Annotated in this window: 10 protein-coding genes; 5 read left to right on the top strand and 5 right to left on the bottom strand. The window is 73.7% G+C overall.

Translation table 11 applies throughout. The features are described from left to right. Positions 1–49: 49 nt before the first annotated feature. On the bottom strand, positions 50–2,941 hold the full coding sequence (locus tag WMF24_RS15155; RefSeq protein WP_437737113.1) for a serine/threonine-protein kinase: 2,892 nt from the start codon (positions 2,939–2,941) through the stop codon (positions 50–52). Between the two features lie 288 nt (positions 2,942–3,229). Here WMF24_RS15155 and WMF24_RS15150 point away from each other — a divergent pair, with 288 nt between their 5' ends. Both WMF24_RS15150 and WMF24_RS15145 read left to right on the top strand, forming a co-directional pair. Then, a complete protein-coding gene (locus WMF24_RS15150) occupies positions 3,230–3,724 on the top strand; it encodes a hypothetical protein (RefSeq protein WP_437737112.1) in 495 nt (164 codons plus the stop codon). 413 nt (positions 3,725–4,137) lie between these two features. After that, positions 4,138–6,159, top strand: coding sequence for a DsbA family protein (locus tag WMF24_RS15145; RefSeq protein WP_437737111.1), 2,022 nt, complete (start codon positions 4,138–4,140; stop codon positions 6,157–6,159). 249 nt (positions 6,160–6,408) lie between these two features. Here the strand turns inward: WMF24_RS15145 and WMF24_RS15140 are convergent, their stop codons facing one another. Continuing rightward, positions 6,409–10,692, bottom strand: a complete 4,284-nt coding sequence (locus WMF24_RS15140; RefSeq protein ID WP_437737110.1) for a hypothetical protein — start codon at positions 10,690–10,692, stop codon at positions 6,409–6,411. Positions 10,693–10,898: 206 nt separating this feature from the next. Then, positions 10,899–11,672, bottom strand: coding sequence for a sensor histidine kinase (locus WMF24_RS15135; RefSeq protein WP_437737109.1), 774 nt, complete (start codon positions 11,670–11,672; stop codon positions 10,899–10,901). Positions 11,673–11,984: 312 nt separating this feature from the next. On the opposite strand from WMF24_RS15135, the gene WMF24_RS15130 reads away from it, so the two are divergent. From WMF24_RS15130 to WMF24_RS15120, 3 genes are all read left to right on the top strand, one after another. Beyond that, positions 11,985–12,461 (top strand): response regulator, encoded by a 477-nt coding sequence (locus tag WMF24_RS15130; RefSeq protein WP_437737108.1) that lies wholly within the window; start codon positions 11,985–11,987, stop codon positions 12,459–12,461. A 211-nt stretch (positions 12,462–12,672) separates the two neighbouring features. Beyond that, positions 12,673–13,116, top strand: a complete 444-nt coding sequence (locus WMF24_RS15125; RefSeq protein ID WP_437737107.1) for a response regulator — start codon at positions 12,673–12,675, stop codon at positions 13,114–13,116. 358 nt (positions 13,117–13,474) lie between these two features. Further along, the gene (locus WMF24_RS15120; RefSeq protein WP_437737106.1) at positions 13,475–14,296 is read left to right on the top strand and encodes a sensor histidine kinase; all 822 of its coding nucleotides are present in this window, start codon (positions 13,475–13,477) and stop codon (positions 14,294–14,296) included. A 78-nt stretch (positions 14,297–14,374) separates the two neighbouring features. On the opposite strand, the gene dapE is transcribed toward WMF24_RS15120, so the two are convergent. Together dapE and WMF24_RS15110 are read right to left on the bottom strand one after the other, a co-directional pair. Beyond that, the gene (dapE, locus tag WMF24_RS15115) at positions 14,375–15,478 is read right to left on the bottom strand and encodes a succinyl-diaminopimelate desuccinylase (RefSeq protein WP_437737105.1); all 1,104 of its coding nucleotides are present in this window, start codon (positions 15,476–15,478) and stop codon (positions 14,375–14,377) included. Next, positions 15,475–16,350 (bottom strand): 2,3,4,5-tetrahydropyridine-2,6-dicarboxylate N-succinyltransferase, encoded by an 876-nt coding sequence (locus WMF24_RS15110; RefSeq protein ID WP_437737104.1) that lies wholly within the window; start codon positions 16,348–16,350, stop codon positions 15,475–15,477. Before WMF24_RS15110 ends, dapE begins: the two co-directional genes overlap by 4 nt. Positions 16,351–16,377 lie beyond the last annotated feature (27 nt).

Genomic DNA, 16,377 nt, shown 5'->3' with positions numbered 1-16,377 from the left:
ACAACGCCGCAGCGTGCGCGCGAGAGAAATGCGCCGCGTGCGGCGCAGCTTACTCGGCCTTGGCGACCCGCGACCGCCGCTTGTGACGGCGCCGCTTCGCCTCGCTGTGATCCTCGTGGCCTTCCTTGTCGCGCATGTCAGCCTCGCCACGGGCCGGTGTCGGCGGCGCGGCGGGCTCGCGCGCCGAGGATGAGGACGATCGGTCGCGCACCTTCGAGTCGCGCTTCGCGACCTCGCGCGAGGCCCGATCCGCGGACTCGCGCGCCGCGGGCTTGTCCGGCTTCGGCGACGCGGCGCGCGCCGCGGCCACGGCCGGACCGCGCGCGGCGGCCTCGCCCCTTGCCGGCGGCTTCGCTGCCTCGCTCTTCGTGACGGCCACCTGCGCGGGTCGGGCCACCGGCGCGGCCGGCGCGGCGCCTGCCCGGAGCGCGACGGCCGCGGGCGCGGCGGCGGGCGCGACAGCGAGGGCCGGAGGCGCAGCGGTCCCCTGCCCCGCCGGGCCGGGCACGGGCGCGCCAGCGGGCGCCTCCGCCCCGGTCGCGGTCGGCGCCGCAGCGGTCGCCGCCGACGTCTCCGCGACCGCCGGCGTCTCCGCGATCGCCGGCGTCTCCGCGATCGCCGGCGTTTCCGCGGCTGCCGTCCGAGCCTCCGCCGCCGCAGGCGCGCCGGTCGCCGGCGCGCCGGTCGCCGGCGCGTCGCTCGCCCCGGCGCCACCCTGGGCCGCCTCCTCCGGCGAAGCGCCGGCGCCGCCCGCGACCTCGACAAGCCTCGCGATCGCGGGCACGCCGGCCGCGATCTCGCGCCCGTTGCCCACGGCGAGCACGCCCGCGACCGTCATCACCGCGGCCACCGCCGCGAACCCGAACGCGCGGCGACGCGCACGCGCCCGGACGGGCGTGTCCAGCGCATTCAGGACGGCCTGACGCATCTCGGTCGCGCTCTGGAAGCGGACGCTCGGGTGGCGCGCCAGGGCGCGCATCACCAGCTCGTCGACGAACGGCGGGATCTGCCGCGCCGGCGCGCGCTCGCGGAGGCGCTCGGGGCTGCCCTTGATCTTCGCGTCGAGCAGCGCGACGAGGCTCGGCTCGACGAACGGCAGGCGCCCGGTGAGCATCTCGTAAAGGACGCAGCCGAGCGCGTACAGATCGGCGCGCCCATCGATGCGCCCCGACGCCGCCTGCTCCGGGGCCATGTACTCCGGCGTCCCCACGATCGCGATCGCGGCCCTCGCCGGCCCCGCCCCCGCGCCGGTCGCGTCCGCGACGCCGTCGGCCTCGCCGCGGTCCTCCGAGAGGCATTTGGCGAGCCCGAAATCGAGCAGCTTCAGGCCGGCGTCGGCCAGCGAGGGCGACCCCGCGGCGCCGCTCAGGCGCGTCAGGAACAGGTTCTCCGGCTTGACGTCCCGGTGCACGAGGCCCTCGGCGTGCGCGAGCTCGAGCGCGCTCAGCACCTTGACGGCCATCGCGAACGCGTCGCGCCAGTCGATCGCCGCCCCGCGCGCGAGGACGGCGTCGAGCGTCTCGCCCTCGAGCAGGTCCATGCCGCAGAAGAGGCGCCCGTCCGCGGCCATGCCGAAGTCGTGGACCTTCACGAGGTGCTCGTGGGAGAGACGCGAGAGCACGCGCGCCTCGCGGCGGAAGCGGCTCGCGACGACGTCGGTCGCGGAGTGCTCGGCGGACACGACCTTGAGCGCCACGCGGCGGCCGAGGTCGACGTGCTCCGCCTCGTAAACGATGCTGCTCGCGCCCTCGCCGATCTCGCGCAGCAGCCGGTACCGCGTGCCCGGCAGCATGCCCTCGTCCCCGCGCTCGGCGGAGGCCATCGCCTCCGCGCGGGGGCTCACCGGCGTCACGGCCGCGGCCCGGTGGGCCTTCGCGGCGGCGACGAGGGCCGCGAACTCGCTGCGCGAGCGCCCCGGCTCACCGGGGAAGAGCCGCTGCATCAGGTGCGCGGCCCGCGCGCGCACGCCGCGCTCGCCGCCCGGCAAGGCGATCGCCGCCCCGAGCAGCGCGGCGAGGTCGCGCGCGGCGGCGCGGCTCGACGGGTACCGCGCGTCCCTGTCGAAGGCGGTGAGCCGCGCGATCACGGCGTCGAGCGCCGGCGGCGCCTCGAGGCCCACGGCGATGGGCGGCGGGTCGTTCTGGTTGCGCGCGACCGCGGCCATGTGCGCCTGCGCGTCGCCCTGGAGGAAGCGCCGCCCGGCGCAGAGCTCCCAGAGCATGATCCCGAGCGCGTAGAGGTCGACCCGCGCGTCGCCCGGGTCGCCGTTGGCGACCTCCGGCGCGACGTAGCCGGGCTTCGCGAACACGACGCCCGCGACCGTGTGGCAGCGCCGGTTCTGCCCGCGCGCGGTGCCGAAATCGATGATCTTCACGTCGCCGGAGAACCCGAGCATCACGTTCTGGGGCGACAGATCGCGGTGCACGATGCCGAGCGCGGCGCCCGACGGGTCCCTGCGCTCGTGCACGTGCGCGAGCGCCTCGGCGATCATCGTCGCGATCGCGACCGCCTCCGCCCAGTCGAAGCGGTGCCCGAGTTGCACGGCGCGGGCCCGGACCTCCCCGAGGCTCCGGCCCTCGACGTGCTCGACCACCGCGTACGGCTCGCCGGTCGCGGGGTCGACGTCCGCCTCGATGACCTGCGCGACGCCGGAGTGCTGGAGCTGCGCCTGCACCCGCGCCTCGTCCAGGAAGCGCGCGATGTAGCTCGGATCCGACGCGTGCTCGCGGCGGATGATCTTCACGACCACGGGCCGCTCCGCCCCCTCGAGGCCGGTCGTCGAGGCGAGGAACACCTCGCCCATGCCCCCCCGCGCGATGCGCCGCAGGAGCACGTAGCGGCCGAGCGGCCGCGGAACGTCGTCCGCGGCGAAGCCGCTCCTGCTGGGCTCGTGCGAAGGCGGAAGAACCGGACGAGGCACGGTCACGGAGGAGTTCGCCATGCAGCGAACCTACCGGATGTAGGACAAGGTGGGCCAAGTTCGCGAGGTGCGCGTCGCCAGGCCGGAAAACGGCCGAGCTCGCAGGGCGGGGGCAGGCTCCGCGCACCATTTCGACACAGGGGCTCTCCAGTTTATCCACAGGGTTATCCACACCCTGTCGACAACTCTTGCGCCGGACGCCGCGCCGGACGCGGGCAGAGATCCGTCCACGGAGGCGCCGGAACGGCGCGATCCCTCGTGGATCCAGGGCATTGCTCTTCTTCCGGGCCTCGGCTACTCCTTGCGTGGATGTCGCGGCACGCTGCCCAGCGCCTGATGACCTTGCTGACGTTCGCGTTGGCGATGGTCCTGCCGCTGCGCGCGGGCGCTGCGATCGTACCGGTCTGCGAGGAAGACCGGATGACGATCGTCGCCCCGCCGGACGAGCCGTCGTGCACCGTCCTTACCAGCGTCGACGACGCGACGGGCGAGACGAGGGACGCGCCCATCTGCGATCCCCGCGGCGCTTCCTCGGTCGCTCCGCCCCGCACCCTTCCGGTCGCCGACGATCGGATCGACGCGGCCCCCGGGTGTGATGGCGGCGATCCGTGGCCGAGGGTCGGGCCGAACTCGCGCCACCCCGTGCCCGCGAGCGAGCTCGCCAGCGCGCCGCAGCAGGCGCTGCTCGTCCCGGACCTCGTGCTGCCTGCTTCGTGCGCGCCCGTGGCGCACGTCTCGTTCCTCGCGCCGGCCGGGGGGCCGCGCCCTGGCGTCGAGCAGGGCGTCTACCACCCGCCCCGGTGAGGCGAGCTCGCCGGCGGGCCGCGATCGATCGCGCCGCGTGGCCTCTCGGAGGCCGCGGATCGAGGCGCGAGCTCAGGCCTGCCGCGAGATCCGGAGCGTTGCCGGTCTGACCCGAGCCCGAGAGGCGCTCGTCCAGAGCCGCGCCGCGGAGGCGCGCCGCCCCCTACGAGGGCGACGGTCTCCGCGCTGCCGGAGCCGGGCGCCGACGTGACGGGTCCAGAGCGGTCCCGGCGCTCCGCCGGGGGCTGACGCCGCGCGCACGCGGCGGCGGCTCCTTCGGCCCTGGGTGGCTCGCCGCCCAGGGAGTTCACGATTGGCCATCTTGTCGCGGGCGCTCCACCTGGTGTCGCGCCCGCGTTGTAAGGAGGGGCCCGCCTGGCGAGCCCCACCAACGTTGAGAGAGGAAATCATTCATGAACAAGGGAACAGCCATCGTCGGCTTCCTTCTCTGCTTCATCGCAGGGATGGGGCTGATGTGGAGCATCGATCGGAGCGCCGGCTCGCGCGGTCATGAGATCGCGGCGGCCGTCGACGACGGGCAGCCGTGGAGCGACGAGGACGCGGCGATCCCCGTCTCGTCGAAGGACCCGATGTGGGGCTCGCGGACGGCGCCGGTCACCATGGTCGTCTTCAGCGACTTCGAGTGTCCGTTCTGCACCCGCGTCGAGGGCACGATCAACCAGCTCAAGGAGAAGTACGGCCCCGAGAAGCTGCGGATCATCTGGAAGAACAACCCGCTTCCCTTCCACAAGAACGCGCGCCCGGCCGCGCTCGCGGCCGAGACCGTGTTCCGCCTCGGCGGGTCGAAGGCGTTCTGGAAGTTCCACGAGCTCGCCTTCAAGAACCAGAAGAGCCTCACGCCCGCCAACTTCGAGGCGTGGGCCGCCGAGGCCGGCGTCGACAAGGCGAAGTTCAAGGCGTCGTTCGAGCGGCAGGAGTACATGGCCAAGATCGACGCCGACATGGCGGTCGGCAAGGCGTCCGGCGTCACCGGCACGCCGGCCTCGATCATCAACGGCGTGTTCCTGAGCGGCGCGCAGCCGGTCGACAAGTTCACCGCCGTCATCGACGAGCAGCTCAAGGCCGCGCAGGCCGCGATCGCCGCGGGCACCAAGCCCGAGAAGGTCTACGCCAAGCTCGCCGCGGAGAACAAGGCGAAGGCGCCGCCCAAGCAGGACCGCGAGCGCCCGCAGGAGGACGACAAGACCGTGTGGAAGGTGCCCGTCGGCGACGCGCCGGTGAAGGGTCCGGACACCGCGCTTGTCACCATCGTCGAGTGGTCCGACTTCCAGTGCCCGTTCTGCAGCAAGGTCGTCCCGACCATCGACGAGCTCCTCACGACCTACGGGGACAAGGTCCGGTTCGTCTGGAAGAACAACCCGCTCCCCTTCCACCAGCGCGCCGAGCCCGCGGCCGAGCTCGCCATGGAGGCCCGCGCGCAGAAGGGCGACAAGGGCTTCTGGGACGCGTACTACCTGCTCTGGAAGAACCAGCAGAAGCTCACCGACGAGGACCTGCTCGGCTACGCGAAGGAGCTCGGCCTCGACGTCGAGAAGGTGAAGGTCGCGATCACGACGAAGAAGCACGGCGCGGGCATCGCCGCCGATCAGGAGCTCGCGGACGACCTGCAGGCGTCCGGGACCCCGCACTTCTTCATCAACGGCCGCCGGCTCGTCGGCGCGCAGCCGATCGACAAGTTCAAGACGATCATCGACGAGGAGATCAAGAAGGCCGAGGGGCTGCTCGCCAAGGGCGTCACCGCCAAGAACCTCTACGCCGAGATCATCAAGGACGGCAAGGAGCCGCCGCCGCCCGAGCGTAAGGAGGTCGCCGCGCCGGCGCCGAACAGCCCGTGGAAGGGCGGCGAGCGGGCCAAGGTCGTGATGCAGGTCTTCTCGGACTTCGAGTGCCCGTTCTGCAAGCGCGTCGAGGACACGGTCGCGCAGATCTCGAAGACCTACGGCGACAAGCTGAAGATCGTGTGGCGCCACCGGCCGCTGCCGATGCACAAGAACGCGCCGCTCGCGTCCGAGGCCGCGCAGGAGGCCTACGCGCAGAAGGGCAACGCCGGGTTCTGGGCGTACCACGAGCTGCTCTTCAAGAACCAGGGGCAGCCGGAGGCCTTCTCGCGCGCCTCGCTCGAGAAGTACGCCGAGGAGGTGGGCCTCGACATGACGAAGTTCAAGAACGCGCTCGACGCGAACACCCACAAGGCGTTCGTCGAGTCCGAGAACTCCGTCGCGGAGAAGGCGGGCATCAGCGGGACGCCGGCCTTCGTCGTGAACGGCTACTTCATCAGCGGCGCGCAGCCGTTCTCGAAGTTCAAGAAGCTCATCGACAAGGCCATGAAGGAGGCCGGCGAGACCGCGCCTGCCGCCGCCAAGAAGCCGGCCGGCGCCGTGCAGCCCGCCGCCGCCCCCGCCGTCCCCAAGTGAACCGCCGCCGCGCGGTCTGACCCTCCCTCCCCCAGACCAGCCCGCCCGAGGGCGGCTCCCGTGAGACGGACGAGCCGCCCTCTCTCCTGATCGGCGCTGCCACCCGGTCGACGCCGCGCTGACGCCCGTCTGCGCTGCGGCAGGACCGCGCGCGGCGCCGGCCTGCGGCAAGGGCGCGCGGCTCGCCAACGCGCTGGCGAGCCGCGCGCCGCCGGCCCGCGCCCGCCGCTCGCGCCCGGGTGGACAGCGTCAGCCCGCGCCGAACCGCGAGCGCCCCTCGGAGATCCACCACGCGCGGTAGCGCGCCTGGGCGGCCTCCCGCTCCTGCCGCGGGAGGTCCTCGTAGTAGCCGAAGTACTCCTTCGTGATGCCCTTCAGCTCGTCGATCGCCGCGCGGCGGATCGCGGGCTTCTCGTGGGTGAGCGCGTCGATGATCCACTCGATGCGGTGGCGCTCGCCGTTCCTCGACCACCACGACGCCCACCTGCGCGCGTCGCGGCCGTGATCGTCCCGCGCGATGACGACCAGCGCCCGGGACGCGGCATCGACGATCGCCTCGTGAGGATCGGTGAGCGCGCTGATGAGCGCCGGCACGGCGGACGCGGCGCGGATCTCGGCCATCGTGTCGATCGCCGTCAGCCGTCGCGCCGGCGATTCCTCGCGGTCGCGCGCGATGTGATCGAGCCCCTGCAGGATCGGGCCGCCCGCGGGCGGCGCCGCGATCAGCAGCGCGGCCGACCGGACCGCGATCCGGCGGACGGCCAGGTTGTCGTCGAAGAGCCGGGGGAGCAGCGCGTTGGCGGCCTCCGGGTACGGCAGCTCGCCGAGCACGTGCGTGGCCCAGAAGCGCACCTCGGGGTCGGGTGATGCGCTCCGCACCGTCATGAAGGGGAGCGCCGGACGCCGGATCGCCACGATCAGCTCCAGCAACGGTCCGCATTGCGAGGCGGCGGGCGCGGCGGCGGCGACAGCGGCGCCGTCTGGGCCGGTGAGCTGCTCGCGGAAGCGCTGGCGATCGGCCCGGAGCGGTCCGGGGAAGCGCGCGGCAACGATCGAGACCGCTGTCTCGCCGTTGCGCACGAGCTCGGCGAACGCCCGCGCGCCAGCCTCGCCGCCCGCGAGGACGTGCTGGAGGAGCGAGGTGTACTCCGCGCGCAGATCGCCTGCCGGAGGCGAGACCGCTGCGCGCCGCTCGGACGAGGGCCGCGCGTACGCGGTCGAGCTCTCGACGGCGACAGGGGTGCGACGGCGCCAGGCCGAGCGGCTCGCGGTCGGTGCCTGTCCGGGCTCTCGGTGCTCCTCGACGCCGGGCGTGATCGCGCTGTCGAGCATCCACGGAGGACGCGAGTACCGCCTGGTCCGCCCCTCTTCGGGCTCGTTTGGATCGAGCTCATCCGGCGGCGAGGGGGCCGGCGCGGCAGGGATCTCGAGGTCGGGGATCTCGTTGATGAGCGCCGGCCGCGCAGGCGCCGTGACCGCTGGCATCATCGGCGCGGTGACCGCCGGCATCATCGGCGCCGTGACGGCGGTGCCGGACACGACGTCCGCGCCGGCCTCGAGGCCCAGCCGGAACTGCGGCTCGACCGCGAGGCTCGGCGCGTGTGGCATCGGCGCCGGCGGGATGGTCGAGCTGAACGCCACCGCGTGCGCGGAGCCTTCGTCCGGCTGCACGGGCTCGGCCTCGACGCCTGTGCCGCGGAGCCCGAACGCCCGCGCGACCGCGTCGATCCCGGAGCCGCCGTCCTCCGTGGACCAGCCGCCCTGCGGTCGCGCGCCTTGCGGCGCGCCATCCGCGCTGTCGGCGCGGCGCGGCTCCCCGGGGCCGGGGTCAGCGTGCACCTCGGGCCCGGTAGCCGCCGCGCCGGGCGAGCCGAGCGTCTCCGCGCGGAGCATGTTGCTCAGCTCCAGGAGCGCGGCGCGGGTGCGCATGGAGAGCGGCCCGTCCTTGGCGTGCTCGTCGCTCGGCGCGGCCGCCTCGTGCGGCGGCAGAGCGGCGGGCTGCGGGGCCTCGCGCGGCGGCGGCGCAGCGGGCTGAGGCGGCGCCGTTGCCCGGAGCGGCGGCACGGCGGAGTCGCGGGCCGCCGGGCTGTCGCTCGGATGGGCCGCGCCGCTCCGGTTCAGCTTCTTCCGCAGGATGAGCCGCTCCAGGACCGTCGCGGCGACCCCGGCGAGCGCGATGAGGTCTCCGATGCTGGAGAGCTCGACCGAGCTGGCCCCGTCGTCGCCGTAGACGAGCGCGACGACGCGGCCGCGCACGACGACCGGGACGACCGCCACGGCGGCCGCGTGGACCGTCCGGCCGAGCTCGCGCTGGAGCTCGGCGTCGGGCGCGCTGCCGGCGAGGGCCGTCACGAGCGGCGCGCGGAGCGCGCGCGCCCTCGCGAGCACGCTCGGGCGATCGAAGGGCACCGCGATCTTCGCGACGCGCTCGCGCTCGGCGCCTGGGCCCGCGGCGTTGCGGCCCTCGGCGCGCTCGCCGTGGACCGTGAACAGGACCGTGTACTCGAAGTACTGCTGCGCGAAGTCGAAGAGGATCGCGAGCACCGCCTCGCTCGAGTCGACCGCGGCGAGCTCCTGCTCGGCCATGGCCAGCGTGAACGGGCCCTTCCGGCGCTGCGCAGCCGGCGCAGATCGGCCCGCTGCGCGCATCGAGACCTCGGCCGCGGGCGCGCTGGACGAGCGCTCGCGCTGCGCTGCCGCGGGCGCTACAGCGGCCGCTGCCGGCGCAGCATGCGTCGCGGCGACAGCCGGCGGCGCAGCATGCGTCACGGCGACAGCCGGCGGCACAGCGGGCGCAACCGCCGCAGGCGGCGCAGCATGCGTCGCGGCGACAGCCGGCGGCGCAGCGGGCGCAACCGCCGCCGGCGGCGGCGCAGCATGCGTCACGGCGACAGGCGGCGGCGCAGCGGGCGCGACCGGCGCTGGCGGCGGCGCAGGGACGGGCGATGCCGGAGCAGGTCCGCCGGGCTGGCGCTGGAGAGGGGTGGCCGCTTGCGGCAGCGTCGCTTGCTGGGCGCGGTGCGCCGCCGATGCCCGCTTCAACCAGCCGGTCAGCAGGTGGCTGCCCAGAGCCGGCGCGCGTACACCGGACGGTGCCGGCCCGTGCTGCGCCAACGTCGCCGCAGGCGGCACCGGAGCTTCCACTGGCGGCGCCGTCACCGCGACGACGGGCGCCGCGTGCACCGCGTCCGACGCGGCGAACGTCGCCAGCCGCGGCGCGAGCTCCGCGGAGCGCGGCGTCGGCTCCGGCGGCTCGATCGCGGGCTCTTCGCGCGATCGAGCCACGCGGTCCGGATGCTCGGCTCCCGCGACCGGGCTTTCCACGGCGCCCTGACGATCGCGCTGCGGTGCGTTCCCGGGGGTGCGTGAAGCGAGCGCCTCGTCCCGGGGCGTGTTTGCGTCGAGATAACGGAACGAACGCAGGTCGACCGGGTACTGGGCAACGACGGTCGGCTCGTCGTCCAGCTCGTGGAGCGACGGCTTCCTCGGCGTGGGCACGGCCTCGCTGATCGCGACGTCCGCGCTCACCGTCTCCTCGTCAAAGATCGAGGTCAGCGCCTCCACGGTCGGCGCATCGTCGATGCTGGGCCGTCTCGGTTCATGCGTGTCGGCCGCCTGCGCATCGTCGTCGACCGCGGCGGGCAACGTCGCGCCGTGCTCCGCGAGCGGTGCTGCCTCCCCGGCGGCCACGGCGGGCGGCGGCGCGTCGGCGGGTCGCGCTGCCTCGACACCGTTGGGCAACGTCGCGTCGAGGTCTTCTGGCCGCGCCGCCTCGGTTTCACCGGGCGACGTCGCGTCGCCTGCAGGCGGCGCCACCCCCTGCGCATCGGCGCGCGGCGCAGCCGCCTGCTCATCAGCGGGCGGCGCCACCTCCTGCGCACCAGCAGGCGTCGCCGTCTCCTGCGCACCAGCACGCGTCGCCGCAGCGGCCCCAGCAGGCGACGCCGTCTCGACCTTCGCGGCCGACGCCGCCTCGCCTCCAGCAGCAGGTGCTGGCGCAGGAGGCGCCTTCGGCGGGAGCGCCGCTGTCGCCGCAGCCCCGCGCTCGATCGCCTCGGGGGCCGGCTCGGCGCGCGCGTCGAGCTGCTTCACGAGCCGCGACATGCGCCGCTCGAGGGCGATCCCGTAGTGCTCCGCGAGCGCCTGGCGGATGCGGACGAGCGGCGCCGCGAGCTGCCGCAGGCTGACCCCCAGCGCGACGCTCAGCTTCTCCGCGACGGCCGGCGCGAGGGGCTCGGCCGTCGCGAGGACCAGCGTCGCCTCGGGCTGCGGCGCTCCGGTCGCCGCGGCCTCGAGGTCCGTGCGCACGTCGAGCGGGAACACGCGGTGCTCGACCGCGAGATCGGCCGGCACGACGCGGAGCACCTCGGGCGACGCGGGCCGCAGCCGGCCCACGGCGGGCGGCAGCCCGAGGCTCTCCGCGAGCAGCTCCGTGAGCTCGCGCTCGCGCACCGCGCCCAGCTCCAGCACGTTCGTGGCGAGATCGCCGCCATGGAGCACCTGACGAGCGATCGCCTCCTCGACCACTCGCATCGAGGTAACCCCATGCTGCACGAGGAGAGAGCTCAGCGTCGGCATCGAGGCGCATTCATCCGTGTGCGGTGGAAGATGGAGCACGCTCGCGACGTGCGGCCCAGTCCATCCTAGACGAAGTCTTCATCGGACACGATCCGCGCGTGGGGGCCCGAGGGATCTCACGAATCCGGGATCGCCGCCGGCCGCATGGCAGCGACCCTCCGTCATGCGAGCTCCGGAGGAGCGTTCCCTTCAACGCCGCCGAGGGTGCACGTGAAGCGCAGGCCGGTCGCAGCATCGGTCGCGCTTGACTCCGATGAGCCGCCTTCCCCGCGCTCGGACGAGGGCTCCACGGTCAGCCCGCCGCCGTGCGCGTCGAGGATGCCGCGCGCGATCGCGAGCCCGAGGCCGAGCCGCTCCCGGCGGCGCGGCGCGACCGGGTCGGCGGGGATCGCCGCCCGCTCGCCGAACGGCTCGAGCAGCCGGGCGAGCGGCTCCGGTGGGACGGGGCCCGCCTCGTCGATGATGGTCACCACCGGCCCGGCGTCGGCGCTCGCGACGCGGACCCGCACCGGCCGATCGCGCGACCGCAGGACGGCGAAGCCGAGCACGTACTCGAGCGCCACCCTGAGCAGCTCCGGATCGCCCTCCAGCGTGGCGACGCCCTCGGGCTCGCCGTCGAAGGCGATGCCCACGCCGCGGGCGGCGGCCGCGCCCTCGAGGTGCGCGGCCGCGCGGCGGGCGAGCTCGGCGGCGTCGCACCGGGCGATCGCCATCGGGCGGCTCGCGTCCGCGCGGAGCCAGATCGAGTTGTCGAACTCGTCGAGCAGCCGCTTCAGCCGCTCGCCCGCGCCGCGCACGCGCTCCAGCATGTCGCGCGGCGCTGCGCCGAGGTCCTTCTGGTAACGCAAAAGATAGTGGACCCCCGCGAGCATGGTCGCCAGCTCGCCCCGGAGGTCGTGGCCCACGCGCGCGAAGAACTCGTCATTCATCCACATGACCGCCTGCTCCGAATATGCAGCAACGCGGACCTTGAGCATCAGACGAGCAAGCCAACTGTCGTCGGGACCACCCCGAAACAGCGGTCGCCGGCCGGCTGGGACGAACCGCGCAAAGCCCCATCTACGCTGGACAGTTGATGGTTGCGGATAAGCGACCTGGGCACAAGGTGTACCCGGGGTTCAGGTTCCACCTCCACCAGCGCGGGGGGACCTTTCCAGAAACGCCGGCGGAAGTCGTCGCCCTCACGGCCGCGCATCCAGGCCCGAGCGCCTGGGGAGCGCTGTCAGCCGAGCGGCGAGCGGGGGAGCATGTCCCAGGCAGAGCGCAGAGAGTTCACCGAGCGCGACGAAGAGCAAGCCGACGAGGACGATACCCAGGTCATCGAGCGGCGGCGCCGCGTCCTCATCGTGGATGACGATCCCGACTTCCTCGTCATGGCAGAGGCGGCGCTCGCCGCGCACGGCTTCCTGGTGGAACGGGCGGCCGGCGGCCTGCGCGGCGTGTTCCTCGCCACGCAGGACGTGCCGGATGTGATCCTGTGCGACCTGCGCATGCCCGGCATCGACGGCTTCGTCGTCGCCGAGGCGCTCCGCGCCGACCCGGCGACCCAGCACGTCGCCATCTTCGCGTGCACCGGCCGGCGCGATCTCGAGGCCCGCGCCGCCCTCAACGCGTCGGCCTTCGACGGCGTGCTCGTGAAGCCGGTCGACTGGGACACCGCCGCCCGTTTGCTCCACGAGATCATCGGCCTCCGGCGACCCTACGGACCTGCCCAGGACGAGTAAGGATTATCCTTAGGTCCCCTCAGGCGAGTGCAGGGCTGCCCCTGCGCGGGAGGGGAAATGCCCGGCATCATGCCGGCAATAAGGTATACAAACGTCGCGTGACCCGAGCGGATCGCTCCCCTAGATGGGGTGCGTAGAGGCTGGCCGAACGATGCTGGCACCGCTCACGATCGATCGGCCGGCGCGCTGACGAATGGAAAGGTTCACTGGGATGGAAGTGAAATGTGACGACAACGCGTTCGCGCCGCTCGTCCTGGTCGTGGACGACTTCCAGGACAACCGGGAGATGTTCGCGGAGTACCTGTCCTTCTCCGGGTTCCGCGTCGCGGAGGCGGCGACCGGACGGGAGGCGCTCGATCGCGCCTTCGAGCTGATCCCGGACCTCATCCTGATGGATCTGTCGCTCCCGGAGATCGACGGCTGGGAGGCCACGCGCCACCTCAAGAGCGACCCGCGCACGAAGCGGATCCCGATCGTCGCGCTCACCGGTCACACGCTCGCGGGGCACTCGCGCGAGGCCAAGGACGCGGGCTGCGACGCCTTCCTCACGAAGCCCTGTCTGCCGGACACACTGGTGCTCGAGATTCGCCGCCTCCTGTCGCGAAGCGAAGGAGAGGCGCGCGGGGCGCCGTCGCAGCCCGAGAGGACGACCTGACACGCCGCTGATCCCGCCCGGCGAACCGGCCAAGACGCCGAGATCCGCTCGACCGGCGAGACCGCGAAACACGCACCTGCGCTCCCGCGTTGCCAGGACTTGACTGAGGCACCCCCTGACTATTCCCGGCACAGTCTTTCAGGCTAACTGATCGCCTGAGAGGCACGAGGGGACAAGGATGGCGGGGGTGACCAGAAAAAAAGCCGGAAAGAACGCGACGGAGGGCGCGGATTCCGCGCACGGACGCACGCTCCGCGGGCGCGCCTCGGCGGTGCCCCTGCGCGCGCCGAAGCGGGGCTCGACGCCCGCCGCCGCGAGCGGGCCTCGCTCGGCGGGACCGGCTACCCTGCGCGCCAGGGTGCCCAGGCGATCGAAGGCGGACTCGGAACGGCACGGCTCCCGGGGCGACGCGGCAGAGCGCGAGCGGATCGAGGAGCAGTGCCAGCGGCTCGAGCGCCGCGCGGAGGCGGCCGAGCGCATGCTCCGCGAGACCGTGTCCACCATCTCTCACGATCTCAGGAACTCGCTGAGCGTCATCGTGGTGAGCGCGCGCATGCTGCTGCGCTCGATCCCTCCGGATGGCCCCGGGCGGCGGCAGCTCGAGGCGATCACCCGCGCGGCGGACGAGATCAACCAGCTCGCGCAGGACCTCGTGGACGCCATGAGCATCGAGAACGGCTCGCTCAAGATCGGCAAGGGCGCGCACGAGGTGGAGCCCATCCTCGACAGGGCGATCGAGCTCGTCGCGCCCACGGTCGCGCTGAAGCCGCTCGAGATCGCGAAGGAGCTGCCGCACGACGTGCCGCCCATCGCGTGCGACCGGGATCGCATCGTCCAGGTGATCGCCAACCTGCTCGGCAACGCCATGCGCTTCACCCCGAAGGGCGGACGCATCACGGTGCGCGCCGAGCCCGCGGGCACGGACGCGCGGTTCTCGATCTCCGACACCGGCCCGGGGATCCCGTCGGAGCTGCACCCGCTGCTCTTCGCGCGCCACGCGCCCGCCCGGAGGCCCATGGGACAGGGGATGGGGCTCGCGGCGTTCGTCACGAAGGGCATCGTCGAGGCCCACGGCGGCACGATCTGGGTCGAGAGCTCGCCCGGCCAGGGCAGCACGTTCTTCTTCACCATCCCGGCCGCCGGGCTGTCGGTGCGCTCTGCCGAGGCAGAGCGCGCGTAGCGGCGCAGGGCAGAGCGCGCGCGGCGAGGAGGCGCGCGCTGGACCGGGCACGCACAGGCCCCGGGCGCGCGCGCGAGATCAGGCCCGTCCGAAGGCCGAGAGCCAGCGGCGAAGGATCGCGCGGCCCTCGTACAGCTTGCGCAGCGACGCCCACTCGTTGCGCTGGTGCGCCTGGGCGTTCTCGCCGGGACCGAAGTTCACCGCGGGCACGCCGAGCTCCGCGAAGCGGGCCACGTCGGTCCACGCCTGCTTCGGCTCGACCGCCGCGACGCCGGCCTCGCGCAGCGCCACGACGAGCGGGTGCGACGCGTGCGGCGGCGCCGAGGGGCTGAGATCGCGCCAGGCGATCTCGGCGCGGCCGGCCACGAGCGCCTCGATGGTCCGCTGCGCCTCCTGGATCGACGTCCCCGGGGGGAAGCGGTGGTTCAGGTTCATCGTGAACTCGTCGGGAACGACGTTCCGCCCGCGCCCGCCCTGCGCCATCGTCGCCGTCGTCACGGCCCGGTAGACGAAGCCGTCGATCTCGACCTCGCGCGGCGCGAGCGCGGCGAGCTCGACGAGGAGCGGGCCCGCCTTGTAGATGGCGTTCTCCCCCTGCCACGGCCGCGCGCTGTGCGCCGTGCGCCCCCGGAACGTCAGCCCCGCGTGGAGCGAACCGCTCGCGCCGAGGCTCAGCTTGTTGTCGCTCGGCTCGAGGCACACGGCGAGATCGAGCGCGCGCAGGCCCGGCTCGCGCTCGATCACCAGCGCGAGCTCGTTCTCGAGGTACGGGCCCTCCTCCCGCGCGTAGAACACGAGCGTGAGGTCGACCCCCGCGATGTCGTCCCGCGCGCCCTCGGCGAGATCGAGCATCAGCGCGAGGCCCGACTTCATGTCGCTCGCCCCCGGGCCGTAGAGGCGATCGCCCTCGATGCGCGGCGGCCCGTCGTGCGAGGTGCGCACAACGTCGAGGTGCCCGGCCAGCGCGATCTTCGGGCCGCCCGTGCCCTGCGTCACCTCGACCACCAGCGAGTCGCCGTGGCGGCGCACCGGCGCGGCGAGCCGGGCCCGCCCGAGCCGCTCCGCCACGTCCGAGCACAGCGCCTGCTCCTCGCCCGTGGGCGACGGGACCGAGCACAGCCAGAGCAGCGTGTCCGCGAGGGCCGCCTCGGCCGCCGCGTCCTGGTCGGGCCGCGTGTTCACACCGGCACCGCGAAGTCGCGCAGCGCCGCGTTCAGCGACACCTTGCGGTCGGTCGCCTCGCTCCGCTTGCCGATGATGAGCGCGCACGGGATCGAGAACTCCCCTGCCGGGAAGCGCTTCGGCCGCGTGCCCGGGATGACCACGCTGCGCGCCGGCACCCGGCCGCGGTGCTCGACGACCTCGGGACCCGTGACATCGAGGATCGCCGTCGACGCGGTGAGCACCACGCCCGCGCCGAGCACCGCCTCCTCCTCGACGACGACGCCCTCCACCACGATGACCCGGGAGCCCACGAAGACGCCGTCCTCGATGATCACCGGCCGCGCGCCGGGCGGCTCGAGCACGCCGCCGATGCCGACGCCCCCGGCGAGGTGCACGCCCCGCCCGATCTGCGCGCAGCTGCCGACCGTCGCCCACGTGTCGACCATCGATCCGGCGCCGACCCACGCGCCGATGTTCACGTAGCCGGGCATCACGATCGCGCCCTGCTCGAGGAACGCGCCGTAGCGCACCGCCCCCGGCGGCACGACGCGCACGCCCGCTTTGTCGAGCCCCCGCTTGAGCGGGATCTTGTCGTGGAACTCGAGCGGGCCGGCCTCCATCACGCTCATGCCCCGGAGCGAGAAGTAGAGGAGGATCGCCTCCTTGACCCACGCGTGCGTCACCCAACGGTGCGGCGCGTCCCCGCCCGCGGGCGCCGCGGGCTCGCCGCCCGGCTGCGCGCTGTCGTCGCGCTCGGCGACGCGGAGCAGGCCCTGATCGAGGCACTCGATCGTGCGGAGGACGGCGGCCTCGTGCGCGGGCGAGCGCAGGAGCTCGCGGTCGCGGAACGCCGCCTCAACGAGGGACTTCAAGGATTCGTCGGTGACCATGGCGCCGCCTTTAGCACGGCCGCGCCA

The sequence above is a fragment of the Sorangium sp. So ce1335 genome (assembly GCF_051521615.1).
Taxonomy (GTDB): Bacteria; Myxococcota_A; Polyangia; order Polyangiales; family Polyangiaceae; genus Sorangium.
The sequence above is the reverse complement of the archived record's forward strand: the minus strand, read 5'-3'. Positions and strand labels throughout refer to the sequence as shown.